Source organism: Kouleothrix sp. 19917, assembly GCF_057073505.1.
On sequence record NZ_CP097099.1, the window covers coordinates 3,912,701 to 3,931,428 of the forward strand.

Below are 18,728 nucleotides of genomic sequence, written 5' to 3' on the forward strand. Positions count from 1 at the left end.
TTGGCTTTACAACTCTACGGCTCAGCCAGTGCGCGAAGGCTCCAACCTTGTCGCCGGAAACGGCCAGGAGAAACACGCCATGAACCCTCGTTCAGGCGACAAGCCGCTCATTATTACACAGCGTGCGGCGGCGCAGGCTGTGCTGGGCACACAAACCCTGTTTCTGCTGGCCGTGCTGATCGAAGCCATCTTTGACAAGACTCCCGAGCCCGGGCAATTCTGGGTGTCTGCCATTATGGTGCTGGTGAGCCTGGCGCTGCTGATTGCCTACCAGCGTGGCTGGGAGCTGGCGCGCTCGATCAACGCATTGTTGCTGAGCGCGGTAATTGGCACCTTCATGCCCGAGCCATTTGTGACCATGTACGCCCCGGTTGTGCTGGCGCTGCCGCCCGCGATCACCCTGGTGCTGGCCGGGCCCTGGTGGGTGCTCGGCAGCGGGCTGACGATACTTGCGCTGCTGCTGGCGCGCGCGGGCGGGCAGGGCGTGTACACATCGCCATTCACCCTCAGCATTTACATCACCATTCTTGTCGCGCTGGTCATTCACCAGCAGGTGCTGCAGGGCGATATTCTGCTGCGCCAGCGGGCCGAACAGCACCTGCGCGCCAGCAACGAGCTGCTGGCCAAAACATTAGCCGAGCTTGAACGCGAACGCGCGCGCCTGATCGTCACGCTTGCGAGCATTGGCGATGCCGTCATCACCACCGACACCGAAGCACGCGTAACGTTTCTGAACCCGATCGCCGAGCAGCTCACCGGCTGGGATTCGAGCGCCTACGGGCGGCCGCTCCCTGAAGTGTTCACCGTTATCGATGCCTTCACGCGCGCGCCGCTCGACGATATTGCCAGAGCCGTACTGCACAGGCAGCGCGCCACCACCAACGAAAGCTACCCGCTGCTGATCAGCCGCGACGGCCGCGAAACGCCGATCGAGGACAGCGGCGCGCCCATTCGCGACAGCGGGGGGTTGACGCATGGCGTGGTGCTGGTATTTCGCGACGTTGGCGCGCAGCGCGCCGCTGACCAGGCGCTCCGCGCCAGCGAAGAACGTTTTGCCAAAGCCTTTCATGCAAGCCCGGCTGCGCTGGCCATTCTTCGTATGCGCGATGAATGCTTTCTCGACGCGAACGAAAGCCTGTGCCAGCTGCTCGGCTTTTCGCGCACCGAACTGCTTGAGCGCAACCTGGAGGAACTTGAGCTGTATGCCAATCTTCAGCAGCGCGACGAAGTGCTCGATCAGCTGGCGATGCGCGGCCAGCTGCGCAATATCGAGCTAACGATCCGCACCCGCAGCGGCGAACGCACCATGCAATGGAGCCTGGAGCCAATTGAACTGAACGACGAAGCCGCACTGCTCAGCACGATGATCGACATCACCCCGCGCAAGCAGGCCGAAACCAAGCTGCGCGACCTGAACAACCAGCTCGAACAGCATGTGGCCACGCGCACGCGCGAGCTGCGCGCCGCCCGCGACCGGGCGCAGGCATTGTATGCCATCACCAACTCGGTCATCCGTTCCGACGATTTGCGCGAAGCCTTGCAGCAGACGGTCGATCAGGTCAGCGCGATTGTGCGGGCCAGCCGCGCCATTATTGTGATCTTCAACTGGGAAACGTCAAGTGTGCAATACAGCCTGCAGGGCAGCCCCGGCGCAACCGACACTATTCCCGAGATTGGTTTCGACGAGCTGATGGATGGGCTGACTGGCTGGGCCATCCGCCACCGCAGCCCGGCGATTTCGCCCCAAAGACGCGATCGACCCGCGCGAAAGCCCGCGCACGCTGCTCCGCCGCCAGGAAACTGATGTTGGCGCAGTGGTGGTGGTGCCGCTCTACCATCTCGGCGCGGTGTTTGGCACGCTCACCGCGCTGAATCGCACCGACGCGCCCGATTTCACCCCTGCCGATATTGAGCTGATGAATGGCATGGCCGGGCAAATCTCGATCGCCTATGCGCGCCAGGTGCTGACGGAACAGCTGCGCGCAGCCAACACCACACTGCAAGCCGAGATCACCGAGCGCACCCTGCTGGCCGAGCAGATCCGCACCAACGCCGAGCGCGCCACAGCGGTGGCCGATCTGCTGCAGGCCATTGCCGAAGCAAACCAGGAAACACAGGCCGTATTCGATATTATTGCGGGCTGGATCACGCGCCATTTCGGCGACACAACGATCATTGTGCTCTTCACCGACGATGGGCACCAGGCCGAAATAAAGGTCATTGCACAGCGGGATGCCGAGCAGGTATCCTCGCTCCAGGCGGCGTTCTCACAACGATATCTGCCAGTCACCCCGCTGATGCAACAGGTTTTGAACCGAGGCCAGGCAATTGTACTCTCGCGCAACGATAGCGTGGCTGGCATAGTCGGCTCAGAGCACCAGCCACTGATCGAGCAATTCAACCCATCGGGGCTGGCGGTGGTGCCGCTGCGGGCGCACGGGCGCATTATTGGCCTGATCTACATGACGCGCATTATTCCCAACCCACCGTATACTGCCGCCGATCAGGTATTTCTGCAAGACCTGGCCGACCGCGCCGGGCTGGCGATCAACAATGCGGCATTATTTGCCGAGGCGCACGCCGCCCGCGCCGAAGCCGAACGCGCCAACCAGGCCAAGAGCGCCTTTCTTACCAGCATGTCGCACGAGCTGCGCACGCCACTGAATGCCATTCTTGGCTTCACCGGCACGCTGCTCATGCAGATGCCCGGCCCGCTCAATGCCGCGCAAGATCACCAGCTCCGCACGATCCAGCACAGCACGCGCCAGCTGATCGCGCTGATCAACGATATTCTTGACCTGGCAAAGATCGAAGCCGGGCGTGTTGAGATTCGCCCAACAATGATACAATGCCAGAGCATGGTAGCCGCGCTCGCCGCCAGCCTGCGCCCGCTGGCCGATGCGAAACAGCTTCGGCTTTCTAGCGAAATGCCCGCCGAGCTGATTGTGCTGCGCAGCGACGAAGGCGCGCTCAATCGCATTCTGATCAACTTAGTTGGCAACGCGATTAAATTCACCGACCGGGGCGAAGTTCGGCTGGTTGTTAGCCAGTATCTGAATGCCGGGCAGGGTATGGTTGAGTTCGCCATCCACGACACTGGCATTGGCATCAAATCAGCCGACCAGATGCGCCTGTTCCAGGAATTTGGGCGCGTCGATTCGCCCGAGGTGCGCGGGCGCGAAGGCACCGGGCTGGGGCTGCGCATAGCCTACCAGCTGGCGCATGTGCTTGGCGGCACAATCACACTCGACAGTACCTATGGGCGCGGGAGCATTTTCACACTGAAATTGCCGGCAAACATCGCCACCGACGACACATAAGCGCCCAGCAAGCCCATTGCAAAGCAATCGCAGCCCACGCCAGGAGTACGCATCATGGCGACCATCCTTGTGCTCGACGATCGCGCAACCAACCGCGATGTGCTTGTGACGCTGCTTGGCTATGCGGGCCATACAGCCCTGGAAGCCCAGAATGCCGAAGTGGCGCTTGAGCTTGTGCGCGCGGCCCGCCCCAACCTGGTGATTGCCGATGTGCTGATGCCCGATATCGATGGCTTTGCCTTTGTGCGCATGCTCCGCTCGGATCCCAGCATCGCCCACACGCCCGTGATGTTCTACACCGCAACCTATATCGAATCGGAAACCCACTCGCTGGCCGCCTCGCTCGGCGTCAGCTACCTGCTCACCAAGCCGGCCGAGCCACAGGTGATTCTCGATACCATTCGCGCCGCCCTCGATCTGCCGATTGAAACGCTGGCGCCGCCGCCCCCCGAGCAATTCGAGCAGGAACATCAGCGCCTGCTGCTGCACAAGCTCTCGCAGAAAGTGGACGAGCTGGAAGCCTTCAATGCCGGGCTGGCGACGATCAATGCCGAGCTGGAAGAGCGGATCACGGCGCGCACCGCCGAGCTGGCCGAGGCCAACCAGCAGCTGCGTGAGCTGAACGCCGTGAAGGATAACCTGCTTGCCATCACCTCACACGATCTGCGCTCGCCGCTGGGCGCAATCCAAAATATGGCCGAACTTCTGCTCGACGACGACACCATGAACGACGACAACCGGCGGCTGGTGAACAGCATCGCCGGCTCGGCAAACCACCTGATCGCCATGGTCAGCACGATGCTCGATCTGTCGAAGCTGGAAGCCGGCAAAGTGCAGCTCGAACGCATCGAACTGCGCGCCAGCGCCGTCACTCACCAGGTGCTCGATAGCCTGCTGCCCAGCGCAAAAGCCAAGCACATCGATCTGCTGCTGGAAGTGCTGCCGAAAGAACCACTTATTCACGCCGATTGGGTGAAGCTGGCGCAGATCCTGAGCAACCTGATAGGAAATGCGATTAAGTTCACGCCGAACGGCGGGCAGGTGCGCGTGATCATCGCGCCCGCGCCGGGCGGCGTGCGCATCAGCGTGGCCGATACCGGGCTGGGTATCCCCGCCAGCTCTGTGCCGCACCTGTTCGAGCAGTTCCGGCAGGTGCATACCCGCGGCACGGCTGGCGAGCGCGGCAGCGGGCTGGGGCTGGCAATTGTGCGGCAGCTTGTGACCCTGCACAGCGGCACCATCGATGTGGAAAGCACCGAAGGCGCGGGCAGTGTGTTCGCTATTACCCTGCCCAACAATCAAACCGACACCTAGCGCGCTTTCAGCGCAGGGGATGGGGAATACGGATTGGCGATTGCAATACCAGGCATTCCTCGCTTATTTCCGCTTGCTGAAAGGGCAAACGACGAATCAGCGCCCTGGCTTCGTCCTTCGTCCTTCGTCTTTGGTCATAATCGGCAACAGATTTCCGCTGCGCTGCGCTAGCCAAATTGCGCGGCTGGCTTGCCTTCCGGCGCGCTGTCCTCTATAATTTTCCTCAACATCCGCCTGACTTCGCCGGAACGCCCATGACCGACGCCTGCCCATTCTGCCGTGCCCCGATTACCAAGCGCTCACGCTTCTGCCCGGCTTGCGGGCGCCCGCTCGCGCCAGCCGGCGGCGCTGCTAGCCCATCCCCTTCCGAAGCGCCAGTAGAAGTGGCCGTACATGCGCCTCGCCGTATCAATGTTCAGGGCGAAACGCTCGATCTGCGCGGCCTGATAAACGTGGTAGAATCGGGCGTACACTGGTGGCAGGAACAGCTCAGCAGCGCCGACCTGACAACCCGCGAACGCGCCGCCGACGCGATCGAAGAGCTTTCGCAGGTGCTGCACAGCCTGTCGAAACAGCTCGCCGCCGGGCGCGATACCATCCGCATCACCACGCGCCTGCCCGCCCTGCGAACCTACGACGTTGGCTGCCCAACCTGCGGGCGCGGCAATCGCGCCGGCGCGAAATATTGCCTGGGCTGTGGCGCGCCGCTCGGCGACCAGGCTCAAACACACACAACGGTGACGCTCATGCCGCTGCGTTTTACCATTGCCGCGCGAACCGACCAGGGGCGGGTGCGCGCGAACAATCAGGATACGATCTCCACCAGCACGATCAAGCTGCGCGGCGGCGCGGCGCGCCTGTGCCTCGTCGCCGACGGCATGGGCGGCGCAAAGGCCGGCGAACAGGCCAGCAAAATCGCGGCCGAAGTCACACAGGCGCAGCTTCAGCACGATGCCAGCGGCCAGCAATCGTCGCTCGATGATGCCGCGTGGCAGGCGCTGCTCAGCACCGCCGCCAAGGCCGCGAACCGCCGCGTGTACGAAGAATCGCGCAGCGACGACGAGCGCCACGGCATGGGCACCACCCTGACCATCGCCTTGATCGTCGGCGACCGCCTGCACATCGCGTCGGTGGGCGATTCGCGCGCCTACCTGCTGAATGCCAATGGCGTGACCAAGGACGGCGCAACCACCGCGCAGCTTACGTCCGACCACAGCCTGGTGGCGCGGCTGGTCGATATCGGGCAGATCACGCCCGAACAGGCGCGCACCCACCCGCAGCGCAACCTGCTCTACCGCTCAATCGGCACCGACCCGTCGGTCGAGGTCGATACGCTTTCCGAGCAGCTTGAGGCGGGCGACGTTATTTTGCTGTGCTCGGATGGCCTGTTCAACCATGTGCGCGACGAAGAGATTGCCCAAATTGCATTGCAGGAAAGCGACCCCGACCGCGCCTGCGAGCGCCTGGTGGCGCTGGCCAACGAGCGCGGCGGGCGCGATAATATCAGCGTTGTGATTGTCCGCGTCGGCCAGTAGCCGCAGGCCTGGGCGCGAGCGCGGATGGTGGGGCGTTGGGTTCGGCAGGGTACGCACCATTCACCGGCTGCCGGGGGCAGCACGCCATTTGCATAGTCGCGAGAGTCCTGATGCCAATCTGCCCATCCTGCGGCACCACCAACCGCACCGACGCACGTTTCTGCCTGCACTGCGCCGCCCGCCTGCCTCAGGCAACCGAGCTGCCCGCCCGCCCGTCGCCCGACGATCACGCCTGGCTGGCTGCAACACTTGTGCACGACTCGGCGTATTCTCACGAGACGACAACGACCGCGCCGCGCGCTGCGGTAACCAGCCGCCAGCCGCACGACAATGAGCATGAAGGAGCACGCATGGACGCGACCCAGCCGCCAACATTAGGCCAGCCCAATGGGCTGTTCGCCGGGCGTTACGAGATCGTTGCGCAGCAGGGCGACCAGGTGGAGGCGATTGACCGCCAGCCCTGGAAGCGTTGCTGGGCCTGCGGCGCTACGTCGAACGACCCGGGCGAGCTGTTCTGCACCGAATGCGGCGCAAATCTCGACAATCGCCACTATCGGGGCCAGATCAGCACGGGCACGCCAAGCGGCCTGGCGCTGGTCACCAGCATCACCGATGCTGCCACGCGCGAAGTGCTGCCGCCGATCTGGGATCAGGTGCACGCCAGCGACGCCCCCGACGCGCCCGTGCTCACCCTGGTGAGCGACAGCGGGCGGGCGCCCGTGAACACGCCGCTCGACGAATTGCAGGCGCTGTATATTGGCCGCGGGCTGGCCCACCTGCTCAGCCACCTCCACGCCGCCGGCCTTGCGCTTGGCCCAATCAGCACCAAAGATGTCGAGCTGACCGCCGCCGAAACGCCGCGCCTGCGCAATGCGCCCGGCCTGCACAGCATCGAAAAGGGCGACACCGCCGCGCGCACCGCCGACCTGCGCGCGCTGGCCGGCCTGATCGAGGCGCTGACCGCCACCGAGCGCAAAACCCGCCGCCTGAACGAAGAAAGCGTGACCGAGATCATCGAAATGCCCGGCCTGGGCGATGTGCTGCGCGACATGCGCACCGACAACATTGCCGATGCCGCCACGCTGGCCGAACGGCTGGACGACCTGATCGCCGAGCGCACGCAGCCCCGCCCGCTCTGGACACGCATTGGCGCGGCCTCGCACGCGGGCATGGTGCGCGAGCTGGACGAAGACAGCCTGCTGGCGCTCGATCTGCGCAAGGTGCAGAATTCCAACGGGCGCTCGTGGGGCCTGTTTATTGTGGCCGACGGCATGGGCGGCCACGCGGCCGGCGAAGTCGCCAGCGGGCTGGCCATTCGTGGCGCGGCCGAGGTCGTGCTGAGTTCCTACCTCACGCCCACGCTCGACGCCGACGCGCCCTACGACGAAGCCCAGCTCAAAGAGGTTGTGCACAAGGCCATTTTGCAGGCGAACCAGTATGTGCTAAACGAAGGCCGCGCGCGCGGCAACGACATGGGCACCACCATCACCATGGCGCTCACCGCCGGCGACCGCGCCGTGGTGGGCAACGTTGGCGACAGCCGCACATATCTTCTACGCAACGGGCAGCTCAAGCGCATCAGCAAGGATCACTCGCTGGTGATGCGGCTGGTCGACCTCGGGCAGATCACCGAGGACGATATTTACACCCACCCGCAGCGCAACGCCGTGCTGCGCTCGCTGGGCGACAAGCCCGATGTCGAGATCGACCTGTTCAGCGTGCGGCTCAAGCCCGGCGACGCGCTGTTTCTGTGCTGCGACGGCCAGTGGGAAATGACGCACGACCCGCAGATGAACGACATTATTGGCAGGCACGACGACCCGCAGGCGGCGTGTGAGGCGCTGGTTGCGGCCGCCAACGCCAACGGCGGCGACGACAACATCACCGCCGTGCTGGTTCGCTTTGAAGGATACGGAGAATAGCAAGCCAGCAGTTGGCAGGCGGCAGTGTGCAGCACGACGCCATTCTGCGAACTGCCCACTGCTGGCTGCCGACTGATATGCGTTGCCCAACCTGCCAACACGACAACCCCGACGGCCAGCCCTTCTGCTCGGAATGCGGCCAGCGCCTGCTGACGCCACCGGCCGCTGCCATAGCCGAGCCGGCCACTGGCGCGCTGCCCCAGCAGACCGTGCTGCAAGATCGCTATGTCATCACCACGCGGCTTGGGCAGGGCGGCATGGGCGCGGTGTATCGCGCCAGCGACCGCCGCCTGAGCACGGTGACATGGGCGGTGAAGGAAATGAGCCAGTCGGCAATCACCGGCCCGCTGGAGCGCCAGCGCGCGCGCGATCTGTTCCGCCACGAAGCCGAAATGCTGGCCGGGCTCAACCACCCCAACCTGCCGCGCGTGACCGACCACTTCGAGCAGGATGGCAAAGCCTACCTGGTGATGGAATATGTGCCGGGCGAAACGCTGCTCGGCTTCCTGATGCGCGAGGGCTTGCCGCAGCCGCAGGGCCGCGCCACAGAATGGGCGCGCCAGCTCTGCGATGTGCTGGATTATCTGCACGCGCAAAACCCGCCGATCATTTTTCGCGATCTCAAGCCGGCCAATATCATGGTGACGCCGAACGGTCAGCTCAAGCTGATCGATTTCGGCATTGCGCGCCTGTTCAAGCCCGGCCAGGCGCAAGACACACAGGCCTTTGGCACGGTGGGCTACAGCGCGCCCGAGCAGTATGGGCGCGGCCAAACCGATGGGCGCTCGGACATTTATTCGCTTGGCGTGCTGCTCCACCAGCTGCTCACCGGCCACGACCCGACGCTCACGCCCTTCCGCCTGCCAGCCGCCCGCCAGCTCAACCCGAACGTGCCGGCCGCCCTTTCCGACGCGCTGGCCCGCGCCACCGACAGCGACCCCGACCGGCGCTTTGCGACGATTGGCGATTTCCGTCAGGCGCTGCTGGGGGGCAGCGGGCAGGCACCCATAACCGGGCAGACACTGGTGCAGCCGCAGGCGAGCTACGCGCGGCCGGCTTCCACGCCCTACGCCCAGCCCGGCTCGCAGCCCTATTCGCAGCCCGGCTCGCAACCATATGATCGCCCGATTTCGCAGCCGTATGGCGAGCCAGGGACACAGCCGCTCACCACGCGCCTCGCCAACACTGCGCGCTGGATCAGCCTGGGGAGCCTGGCGCTGATGGCACTGTCGGCGCTGGTGGTGGGGCTGGCGAGTGCAACCAGCAACAGCAGCGGCACACTGGCTGGCCTGGGCTACATTCTGGCGTTTCTGCCGCTGCTGGGCGGGCCAGTGGGCGTGATTCTGGGCATCCTTGCGCTGCTGCAAACCAACACGCCGTTCACACTAAACGGGCGCAAGCACGCCGCGATTGCAATTGGCGCGGGGCTGGCAACGCTGCTGCTGTGCTGCGTGATTGGCTATATGGCTGGCACGTATAATGCATCGGGCGATTAGCGCGCCCGGCTGCAACATCGCGCGCGCCGCCAGCGTAGATCTGGCAAGAACTGTGTACGAAGCACACCGCGTGTGAGGAGATATGTTCATGGCTGATACTGTGACGCTAACATGCACCTGGGGCCGCGCCCCGCTGCCGGCCGGCGCAAGCCCGCAAGCCGCCTACCTGCTGGTCGAGGCGCAGCCCGGCGCGAAAAACGAAAGCGTGCCGCTGAACTTCTGCCTGGTGCTCGACCGCTCGGGCTCGATGCAGGGGCCGAAGCTGGCCGCAATGAAGGACGCCACCAAGCGCGTGATCGACACGCTCACGCCGCAGGATATTGTGGCGATTGTGCTGTTCGACGACACCGTGCAGGTGCTGACGCCCGCCACGCCCGCCAGCGATAAGGACGCGCTGAAAGCCCAGATCGACTCGATTGAGGAAGCCGGCGGCACTGCCATGTCGGGCGGCTTGCAGGCCGGCCTGGCCGAGCTGCAAAAAAACGCCACGCCCGACCGGGTTGGCGCGCTGCTGCTGCTGACCGACGGCCAGACCTGGGGCGACGAAGATCAGTGCCGCGCGCTGGCGAAAGACGTGAACGCGGCCGGCGTGCGCATCACCGCGCTGGGCCTGGGCGCGGAGTGGAACGAGAAGCTGCTCGACGACCTGGCCGAAACCACTGGCGGCGCTTCCGACTATGTGGCCGATCCGGCGCAGATCACCGGCTTCTTCCAGCGCGCCGTGCGCGCCGCGCAGGGCACCATCGCGCAAGACGCGCGGCTGCTGCTGCGCCTGGCGCGCGATGTTACGCCGCGCGCGGTGCATCGCGTCACGCCCGTCATCGCCAACCTGGGCTACCAGCCAATTGGCGCAAACGAAGTGGCTGTGAAGCTCGGCAACCTCGAAGCCGGCACAGCTGCCAGCGTCGTGATCGACCTGATGGTGCCGGCGCGCGCGGCTGGCTCGTTCCGCATCGCGCAGGCCGAGCTGCACTACACGCCGCTGGGCGGCAGCGAAGAAATCGTCAAGCAGGACATCCTGCTGGAATTCAGCGCCGACGCCAGCGCGCCGCAGTACGACCCACGCGTGATGAACCTGGTGGAGAAAGTCACCGCCTTCAAGCTGCAAACCCGCGCGCTTTCCGAAGCCGAAGCCGGCAATGTGGCGGGCGCAACCCAGAAGCTGCGCGCCGCTGCCACCCGCTTGCTCGACCTCGGTGAGCTCGACCTGGCGCAGAAAGCGCAGGAGCAGGCCACGCAGCTTGAGCAGGGCCAGAGCGTCAGCGCCGAAAGCCAGAAAGAGCTGCGCTACGCGACCCGCCGCCTGACCCAAAAGCTCGAGGAGCAGTAGACTTCCGGGTTTTGCACGCAAGTTGACAAACGCTATATAATTCGCACTCAGAAAGCAAAACTCAGAAGGTTTTGATATGAAGGAGCAACCATGAAATGCCCAACCTGCGGGGCCGACAACGAAGCTGGCAACCGTTTCTGCGAACAGTGTGGCTCGCGGCTTGATGTTGCGGCTGGTAGCCCAACAGCGCCAGCCAGCGTTGCCGCCCCGGCTGCGGCCGCAACCGCCACCTGCCCCTCGTGCGGGGCGACGGTTCTGCCGGGTGAGGCGTTCTGCGACGAGTGCGGCGCGTCGCTCAGCAATGTTGCGCCAGCGCCTGTTTCCCTGAACGACGCGCCAACCGTGCAGGCTCCCTCGGCCAGCAGCGCACCCAGCAACGGCCAGAGCGTGACATGCGCGGCCTGCGGCCACCAGAACCTGCCCGGCGACAGCTTCTGCGACAATTGTGGCGCATCGCTGAGCCAAGCCGCCGCTGCGCCAACCGCGCCGGCCATGCCGGTGAATGTGCCGCCGCCCGCCGAGCCCGCGCCTGCCGAGCCCGCGCCTGCCGCCCCGGCAGCGTCGGTGCCGGCCCAGGCCGACGCGCCCACTGCCGAGCACCCGATTATTGGCGGCCCAGCCGGTGACGATGCCCAGGCAGCCTACGACGCTGAAGTGGCGCGGCTGAACGACGAAATTGGCCGCCAGCAGAAGATCATCGAGCAGTTCGAGCAGATGCAGTCGATGTTTGGCGCGGCCACGCCGCCAGCCGTCACTCAGGGCCTGAGCGACGCCCGCGACGCCAAGACCCGCCTGGAAGGCGATCTGGCTGCGCTGCCGCCGCCTGCCCCGCCCGCTCCCGCCGTCGACCCGGCCGAGGTGGCGCGGCTGAACGACGAAATTGGCCGCCAGCAGAAGATCATCGAGCAGTTCGAGCAGATGCAGTCGATGTTTGGCGCGGCCACGCCACCCGCCGTCACCCAGGGCCTGAACGACGCCCGCGATGCCAAAGCCCGCCTTGAAACCGAGCTTGCTGGCCTGGGCAGTGGTGCTGCGGCTGCGCCGGTTGCTGCGCCCAGCAAGCCAGCACCGCCCGCCGAAAGCGCCCCGGTGCAGCCGGCCGAGAGCGCGCCCACGCCGCCCGCCCCCGAAAGCCCGCCGTCAACGGTTGAGGTTCCGCCCGAGCTGAATGTGCCCGCCCCGCCGCCGGTTGCGCCAGCAATGCCCGCCGAAAGCGCGCCCGCCACGACCGCGCCAGCCGCCAGCAGCGCGCCACGCCTGGTATTCGACGACGGCAAGCAGTTTATGCTGCCCACCGACAAGCGCGATCTGGTGATTGGCCGCGAAGACCCGATCAGCGGCATCTTCCCGGAGATCGACCTGACACCCTATGGCGGGGAAACCGGCGGCGTCAGCCGCCAGCATGCGCGCCTGACCAACACCAACGGCCAGTGGATGGTGACCGACCTGCACAGCACCAACTACACCCGCGTCGATGGCACGCGCGTCGAGCCCGATGTGCCGGTGCCGGTGAATAGTGGCGCGCGCCTGCAGTTCGGCCGCGTGACCATGGTCTTCCAAAGCTAAATGTAGGTGCATGGCGCATCACAAAAGGGCGAATGGCGTGCTTGCCATTCGCCCTTTTCATATTATGTTATACTACGGCCATCAATCGCCAGATTTTGATGAATGGTACGCCGTATGCCACCTGAGCGCGCCCGATCATTACGAGCAGAGGCCACCGGCAGTGTTGCCGAATCGACTGTGCGCGGTGTATTGACTGGCCGCGGTTATGTCGAGCTTTCGGTGCACGAATCGCAGCTCGCCGAGCCGGTGGCCGAACAAACTGCCATGTTCCGCGATTTTGCGCGGCGGCCGCGCCCGGCACGCCTGTTCGTGGCGCAGTACCCGATCGGGCCGAGCATTTATGGCCTGCCGCTCAACGCCGACTTCTGGATCTTTGGCGCGCCGCTGTTCCCCAGCGGGCTGGTGATCGAAGTCAAGTGGCAGCAATCGACCGGCAGCGTCGACGAAAAATTCCCCTACCTCGTCCACAACATCAAAGAATGCTACCCCTGCCCGGCGCTGGTGATTGCCGACGGCGGCGGGCAGCGCCCCGGCGCGCTGCAGTGGCTGCGCGACCAGGCCGGCGAGAACCTGCTGGCAGTGTTTTCGCTGGCCGAATTCCTGGCCTGGGCCAACCGCAAACTGTAGCGCGTGCCCCGAGACGCAGCGCATCAACGTGCCATCACGCTTGATACTCCCCTGGCTCGTACAGGCGCGATTTCCTCCTAACACCTGCACGCATCCCACACCCGCACATTCTTCACTTTGGTTGCGCAAACCAGGCATGGCTGCTATAATCGCTGCCACCCAAAGCCTCAAAGCGGATGCCTTGATGAAACACACTGATAGTGGCAGGTGCCGCCACGCGAGCACCCGCCCTTTCTATTGTTAAAGCAAGGCAGATGCCCGAGCAATGGGCCAGACTCCTGGTATGTCTTCACACAAGGAGGAAGATTCCAATGAAAAAGTCGCTGAGTGCGATGCTTCTGATGCTGGCGCTGATTGTGCCAGTGTTGGCAGCCTGCGGTGGTGCCGCCACCACAACCCCGACTGCCGCGCCGGCCGAGGCGCCAACCGCCGCTGCCGCGCCGACGGCTGCCCCTGCTGAGGCGCCGACCGCGATGGCCGAGCCGACTGCCGCGATGGCCGAGCCGACTGCGATGGCCGAGCCGACCGCGATGGCCGAGCCGACGGCTGCCACAACTGGCGGCACGGGCGCGAAGATCAAGGTTGGCCTGGTTACCGATGTTGGCAAGGTCAACGACGGCACCTTCAACCAGTACGCCTACGAGGGCCTGCAGCGCGCCGGCAAAGAGCTGGGCGTTGAGGTTGCGTTTGTTGAGACGCAGGCCCAGACCGACTATGACAAGAACCTCGAGCAGTTTGCCAGCCAGGGCTTTAACCTGATCATTGGCGTGGGCTTCCTGATGGGCGATGCCGTGAAGGCCGCCGCCGAGAAGCACCCCGACATCAACTACGCGATTGTTGACTTCGCGTACGACCCTGTGGTTAAGAACCTGCGCGGTCTGGTCTTCGCCGAGGACCAGGCGGCCTATCTGGCCGGCGTGCTGGCCGCATCGATGAGCAAGAGCAACAACATCGCCGTGGTCGGCGGCGTTGAGATCCCGCCGGTGCAGAAGTTCGTGCTGGGCTACGAGGCCGGTGCCAAGTCAGTCAAGCCCGACATCACCGTGCAGAAGGTCTACATCGACAGCTTCACCGACCGCGCGCGCGGTGGTGAGGCCGCCAAGAACTTCATCTCGCAGGGCGCGGATGTGATCTTCGGCGCGGGCGGCCAGACCGGCTCGGGCGGCATTCAGGCCGCCGCGCAGGCTGGCGTGTATGTGCTCGGCGTCGACCAGGACGAGTATGTCACGACGTTCCAGGGCGGCAAGGCCCAGGGCGCCGACAAGATCATCTCCAGCGCCACCAAGCGCGTCGACAATGCCGTGTTCCAGGCCATCAAGCTGGCCGTGGACGGCAAGTTCGAGGGCGGCACGGCGGTTGGCGATGCGTCGAACGAGGGTGTGGGCCTGGCGCCGTTCCACGACGCCGATGCCGCCATCCCGGCCGATGTCAAGGCCAAGCTTGAGGAGACCCTGAAGGGTCTGGCCGATGGCTCGATCAAGACCAACGTAACCCTGCCGTAACGGAAGGTTGCCGCGTACAGGTTCCGGGCGTGAGCCGGCATTGCGCCGGCCCGCCGGGAACCTGTACTTGCTTAGGAGACGCCGATGCCTCCCGTCCTCGAAGTGCGCGATATCACCAAGCGCTTCCCCGGCGTTCTCGCGAACGACCACATCAGCTTCACGCTCGAACCCGGCGAAATCCACGCCTTCCTGGGTGAAAACGGCGCGGGGAAGTCGACGCTGATGAACATCCTCTATGGACTGTACGACCCCGACGAAGGCCAGATTTTCATTAATGGCAAGCCCGCGACGATCACCGGCCCCAACGACGCCATCGGCCAGGGCCTCGGCATGGTGCACCAGCACTTCATGCTTGTGCCAACCCTCACTGTGGCCGAAAATGTCATGCTCGGCACCGAGATCACCAAAGGTTTGCTGCTCGACGAGCGCACCGCCAACACGCGCATCCGCGAGCTTTCCACGCGCTATGGCCTGGAAGTGCCGCCCGATGCCATGATCGAAGACCTGCCGGTAGGCGTGCAGCAGCGCGTCGAAATCATCAAGGCGCTCTATCGCGGTGCCGACCTGCTGATCCTCGACGAGCCCACCGCCGTGCTCACCCCGCAAGAAGCCGACGACCTGTTCGACGTGATGCGCTCGCTCAAGGCGCAGGGCAAATCGATTATTTTCATCAGCCACAAGCTGAAAGAAGTGCTCTCGATTGCCGACCGCATCACCGTGCTGCGGCGCGGGCGCGTGGTTGGCTCGGCCGACCCGAAAACCGCCACCGAGAACGAGCTGGCGGCGATGATGGTTGGCCGCGCTGTGACGCTGACGGTCGATAAAGAAGAAGCCACGCCCGGCGCGGCCGTGCTCGCGATCGACGACCTGGTGGTGCTCGACGACCGCCGCTCGATTGCCGTCGATCATCTTTCGCTGGAAGTGAAATCGGGCGAGGTGCTGGGCATCGCGGGCGTGCAGGGCAACGGCCAGACCGAGCTGGTGGAAGCACTGACCGGCCTGCGCGAAGTCGTATCGGGCCATGTCGAGCTGCTGGGCAAAGACGTGACGGGCGCGGTGCCGCGCACGGTGCTGGAAGCCGGCGTGGCGCACATTCCCGAAGATCGCCACCGCCACGGCCTGGTGCTGAGCTACCCGATCGCCGACAATCTGGTGCTTTCCTCCTACTACCACGAGCCATTTGCGCACGGCATTGTGACCGATGAAAGCGCGATTGACGCCAACGCCGAGCGCTTGATCAAAGAGTTCGACGTGCGCACGCCCAGCATCCGCACGCCGGCCTCATCGCTTTCGGGCGGCAACCAGCAGAAAGTCGTGATTGGCCGCGAATTTTCGCGCCCGATCAAGCTGCTGATTGCGGCGCAGCCCACGCGCGGCCTGGATGTCGGCTCGATCGAGTTTATTCACAGCAACATCATTCGCCAGCGCGACGAAGGCGCGGCCGTGCTGCTGGTTTCAGCCGAGCTGGACGAGATCCTGGCGCTTTCCGACCGCATCGCCGTGATGTTCAAAGGCAAGATCAACGCAATCGTATCGGCGGCTGAAGCCACGCGCGAAAGTGTCGGCCTGATGATGGCCGGCGTTGTTGGCGAGGATGCAGCGGCAGCCCACGTGGAGGACGCGCATGTCAACCGCGCCTAAAAATGCCCCCAGCGATGCCGCCGCGCCGCCGCGCTTTACGATCAACTGGCGCAGCCTGCTCACCGAGCTGCTGGTGCCGCTGCTGGCGATCTTCACCGCGCTGGCAATTGGCGCGCTGATCATCCTGTCCACCGGTGCAAGCGTCGTTTCAGCCTATAATGGCCTGTTCTTTGGCGCGCTGGGCAGCCCGGTGGCGCTGGCGAATACGCTGGTCGAAGCCACGCCGTATATTTTCGCCGGCCTGGCCGTGGCGCTGGGCTTTAAGTGCGGCCTGTTTAACATCGGCGTCGAAGGCCAGCTTGGCATGGGCTCGATTGCGGCGGCAGTGGCGGGCTACGCGCTGACTGGCCTGCCGCTGATCATTCATCTGCCGCTCGCGATCCTGGCTGGCGCGCTGGGCGGCGCGCTGTGGGGCGCCATCCCTGGCTACCTGCGCGCAAAAACCGGGGCGCATGAAGTCATCACGACGATCATGCTGAACTACATCTCCATCCGCCTGACCGACTACCTGATCAAAGGCCCATTCCGCGACCGCAGCTCCAGCGCGCCGCGCACGCCATTCATCCAGCCTTCGGCCGAGCTGCCCTACCTGTTCGGGCCGAACTACCGCCTGCATGCCGGTTTTATTCTGGCGCTGATTATGGTGGGCGTGATCTGGTGGCTGCTGAACAAAAGCACGATCGGCTTCGAGATTCGCACCGTGGGCGCAAACCCCAATGCCGCGCAGTATGCCGGCATGAGCATCACGCGCAACTTCGTGCTGGCGATGGCGCTGAGCGGCGGGCTGGCTGGCCTGGCCGGCGCCAGCCAGGTGCTCGGCCTGGAGCACAACCTCAAAGCCTCGTTCTCGGCGGGCTATGGCTTCGACAGTATTGCGATTGCCCTGCTGGCGAAAAGCAACCCGATCGGCATTATTCCTGCCGCGATCTTCTGGGGCGCGCTGCGCAATGGCGCGGGCCTGATGCAGCTCCAGAGCGGCATTTCGATCAGTCTGATCAACATCATCCAGGCGCTGGTGATTGTGTTTGTGGCCGCCGACGTGATTGTGCGCTGGATCTACCGGCTGCCACGCGGCAGCGGCGAGCAGGCCGTGTTCACGCGCGGCTGGGGCGGCTAGGCCTTCCGCGAGGATAAAGGACGAGTGTTATGACGGGCACATTTCAGCTTGGCCGCCACCGCATTGTCGCGATCCTGGGCATTGTCATCGCGGCAATCATGTTTCTGCTGGCGAGCGCCCGCGTGTCGGCCGGCAAAATCACCTACCTGCGCATCACCTACCCCGGCGCGGCGGTGGCTGCGCCCCCGCTGGTCGACATCCCGCTGCCAACGATCATCACCATTGGCATCATCTGCGCGCTGCTGGTTGGCGTGGGTATCTGGCTGTTTATTCGCCAGCCCGCCCACCTCACCCCGGTCTACATGGGCGCGCTGATCTTCTCGGTGATTTTTATCATCCTGATCTGGGCTGGCGCCGGCAACCGCATCGACATGGTCGATATGCTGGCGCGCATGGTGCGCCTGGCTACGCCAATCGCGCTGGGCGCCATGGCGGGCATTCTGTGCGAGCGCTCGGGCGTGACGAATATCGCCATCGAAGGCCTGATGCTGATGGGGGCGTGCGTGGGCTTTATTGCCGCCCTGCTGACAGGTAACACCTGGCTGGGCGTGATGGCGGCGATTGGGGCGGGCGGCATCACGGTGCTGCTTCACGCGCTATTATCTATTCGCTTCAAAATCGACCAGATCATCAGCGGCACGGTGATCAACATTTTGTCGATTGGCGTAACCGGCTTTTTGCGCAACAACGTCATTCTGCCGATGCAGCAGGAAGGCCGCGTTGGCAACGCATTGCCGGTGCTGCCCATCCCGGGCCTGTCGCAGATCCCGGTGATCGGCCCGCTTCTGTTCAACCACCAGCCAATTGCCTACGCTATGCTGCTGCTGGTGCCGCTGCTCAGCGTGCTGCTGTTCCGCACGCCGTGGGGTCTGCGCACGCGTTCGGTGGGCGAGCACCCGCGCGCCGCCGATACCATGGGTATCAACGTCAACCGCATGCGCTACATGAACGTCTTCCTCTCGGGCCTGGTGGCGGGTCTGGCGGGCGCGTGGTTCTCGCTTGAGGCGTCGTTCAACTTCGACGACCTGATGACCAACGGCAAGGGCTTTATTGCGCTGGCTGCGGTGATCTTCGGCAAGTGGACGCCGCTGGGCGCGCTGGGCGGCGCGCTGATCTTCAGCTCGGCCGACGCGCTCCAGATCAAGATTCAGGGTTTCAGCTTCGAGCTGCCCTCGCAGTTCCTGCAAATGCTGCCATATGTCATCACGATTGTGGTGCTGGCTGGCATCATCGGGCGGGCGCGGCCACCGGCGGCGGTTGGCAAGCCCTACGAGAAGTAGGCTGTCGGCACGCGCACCTCAGCTTTTCAAGAAAGCGTTGGCGCTACGAGCGATGTTTTCAGCACCGTAGTGCGTCAT

Annotated in this window: 13 protein-coding genes; all 13 read left to right on the top strand. The window is 64.6% G+C overall.

The window, feature by feature from the left end; translation table 11 throughout:
• Positions 1 to 79: 79 nt before the first annotated feature.
• The 13 genes from M1P90_RS15975 (at position 80) to M1P90_RS16035 (ending at position 18,650) form a co-directional block, all read left to right on the top strand.
• Complete coding sequence (locus tag M1P90_RS15975) at positions 80 to 1,804, top strand: PAS domain-containing protein (protein WP_483703927.1); 1,725 nt, start codon at positions 80 to 82, stop codon at positions 1,802 to 1,804.
• A gap of 10 nt (positions 1,805 to 1,814) precedes the next feature.
• On the top strand, positions 1,815 to 3,320 hold the full coding sequence (locus tag M1P90_RS15980) for a GAF domain-containing sensor histidine kinase (protein ID WP_483703929.1): 1,506 nt from the start codon (positions 1,815 to 1,817) through the stop codon (positions 3,318 to 3,320).
• A gap of 54 nt (positions 3,321 to 3,374) precedes the next feature.
• On the top strand, positions 3,375 to 4,634 hold the full coding sequence (locus M1P90_RS15985; RefSeq protein WP_483703931.1) for an ATP-binding response regulator: 1,260 nt from the start codon (positions 3,375 to 3,377) through the stop codon (positions 4,632 to 4,634).
• A 254-nt stretch (positions 4,635 to 4,888) separates the two neighbouring features.
• On the top strand, positions 4,889 to 6,169 hold the full coding sequence (locus tag M1P90_RS15990) for a Stp1/IreP family PP2C-type Ser/Thr phosphatase (RefSeq protein WP_483703933.1): 1,281 nt from the start codon (positions 4,889 to 4,891) through the stop codon (positions 6,167 to 6,169).
• A gap of 110 nt (positions 6,170 to 6,279) precedes the next feature.
• The gene (locus tag M1P90_RS15995) at positions 6,280 to 8,091 is read left to right on the top strand and encodes a PP2C family protein-serine/threonine phosphatase (protein ID WP_483703935.1); all 1,812 of its coding nucleotides are present in this window, start codon (positions 6,280 to 6,282) and stop codon (positions 8,089 to 8,091) included.
• A 26-nt stretch (positions 8,092 to 8,117) separates the two neighbouring features.
• Positions 8,118 to 9,587, top strand: a complete 1,470-nt coding sequence (locus tag M1P90_RS16000) for a protein kinase domain-containing protein (protein ID WP_483703937.1) — start codon at positions 8,118 to 8,120, stop codon at positions 9,585 to 9,587.
• 88 nt (positions 9,588 to 9,675) lie between these two features.
• Positions 9,676 to 10,917 carry a vWA domain-containing protein gene (locus M1P90_RS16005; RefSeq protein ID WP_483703939.1) on the top strand — a complete coding sequence of 414 codons (1,242 nt, stop codon included), beginning with the start codon at positions 9,676 to 9,678 and terminating at the stop codon, positions 10,915 to 10,917.
• A 90-nt stretch (positions 10,918 to 11,007) separates the two neighbouring features.
• Positions 11,008 to 12,483, top strand: coding sequence for a zinc-ribbon domain-containing protein (locus tag M1P90_RS16010; protein ID WP_483703941.1), 1,476 nt, complete (start codon positions 11,008 to 11,010; stop codon positions 12,481 to 12,483).
• A gap of 114 nt (positions 12,484 to 12,597) precedes the next feature.
• A complete protein-coding gene (locus M1P90_RS16015) occupies positions 12,598 to 13,110 on the top strand; it encodes a PD-(D/E)XK nuclease superfamily protein (protein ID WP_483703943.1) in 513 nt (170 codons plus the stop codon).
• Positions 13,111 to 13,421: 311 nt separating this feature from the next.
• Entirely contained in the window at positions 13,422 to 14,612 is a 1,191-nt protein-coding gene (locus M1P90_RS16020) for a BMP family lipoprotein (protein ID WP_483703945.1), read from the top strand.
• Between the two features lie 84 nt (positions 14,613 to 14,696).
• Positions 14,697 to 16,253: an ABC transporter ATP-binding protein gene (locus M1P90_RS16025; RefSeq protein ID WP_483703947.1), complete on the top strand. Its 1,557-nt coding sequence runs from the start codon at positions 14,697 to 14,699 to the stop codon at positions 16,251 to 16,253.
• The gene (locus M1P90_RS16030) at positions 16,237 to 17,370 is read left to right on the top strand and encodes an ABC transporter permease (RefSeq protein WP_483703949.1); all 1,134 of its coding nucleotides are present in this window, start codon (positions 16,237 to 16,239) and stop codon (positions 17,368 to 17,370) included. Before M1P90_RS16025 ends, M1P90_RS16030 begins: the two co-directional genes overlap by 17 nt.
• Before the next feature lie 29 nt (positions 17,371 to 17,399).
• The gene (locus M1P90_RS16035; RefSeq protein ID WP_483703951.1) at positions 17,400 to 18,650 is read left to right on the top strand and encodes an ABC transporter permease; all 1,251 of its coding nucleotides are present in this window, start codon (positions 17,400 to 17,402) and stop codon (positions 18,648 to 18,650) included.
• Positions 18,651 to 18,728 lie beyond the last annotated feature (78 nt).

What these genes read in the sequence shown, in the direction of transcription:
- M1P90_RS15975 (WP_483703927.1), top strand. Translation starts at nt 80, where the DNA reads ATGAACCCTCGTTCAGGCGACAAGCCGCTCATTATTACACAGCGTGCG.
- M1P90_RS15985 (WP_483703931.1), top strand. Translation starts at nt 3,375, where the DNA reads ATGGCGACCATCCTTGTGCTCGACGATCGCGCAACCAACCGCGATGTG.
- M1P90_RS15990 (WP_483703933.1), top strand. Translation starts at nt 4,889, where the DNA reads ATGACCGACGCCTGCCCATTCTGCCGTGCCCCGATTACCAAGCGCTCA.
- M1P90_RS15995 (WP_483703935.1), top strand. Translation starts at nt 6,280, where the DNA reads ATGCCAATCTGCCCATCCTGCGGCACCACCAACCGCACCGACGCACGT.
- M1P90_RS16005 (WP_483703939.1), top strand. Translation starts at nt 9,676, where the DNA reads ATGGCTGATACTGTGACGCTAACATGCACCTGGGGCCGCGCCCCGCTG.
- M1P90_RS16010 (WP_483703941.1), top strand. Translation starts at nt 11,008, where the DNA reads ATGAAATGCCCAACCTGCGGGGCCGACAACGAAGCTGGCAACCGTTTC.
- M1P90_RS16015 (WP_483703943.1), top strand. Translation starts at nt 12,598, where the DNA reads ATGCCACCTGAGCGCGCCCGATCATTACGAGCAGAGGCCACCGGCAGT.
- M1P90_RS16020 (WP_483703945.1), top strand. Translation starts at nt 13,422, where the DNA reads ATGAAAAAGTCGCTGAGTGCGATGCTTCTGATGCTGGCGCTGATTGTG.
- M1P90_RS16025 (WP_483703947.1), top strand. Translation starts at nt 14,697, where the DNA reads ATGCCTCCCGTCCTCGAAGTGCGCGATATCACCAAGCGCTTCCCCGGC.
- M1P90_RS16030 (WP_483703949.1), top strand. Translation starts at nt 16,237, where the DNA reads ATGTCAACCGCGCCTAAAAATGCCCCCAGCGATGCCGCCGCGCCGCCG.
- M1P90_RS16035 (WP_483703951.1), top strand. Translation starts at nt 17,400, where the DNA reads ATGACGGGCACATTTCAGCTTGGCCGCCACCGCATTGTCGCGATCCTG.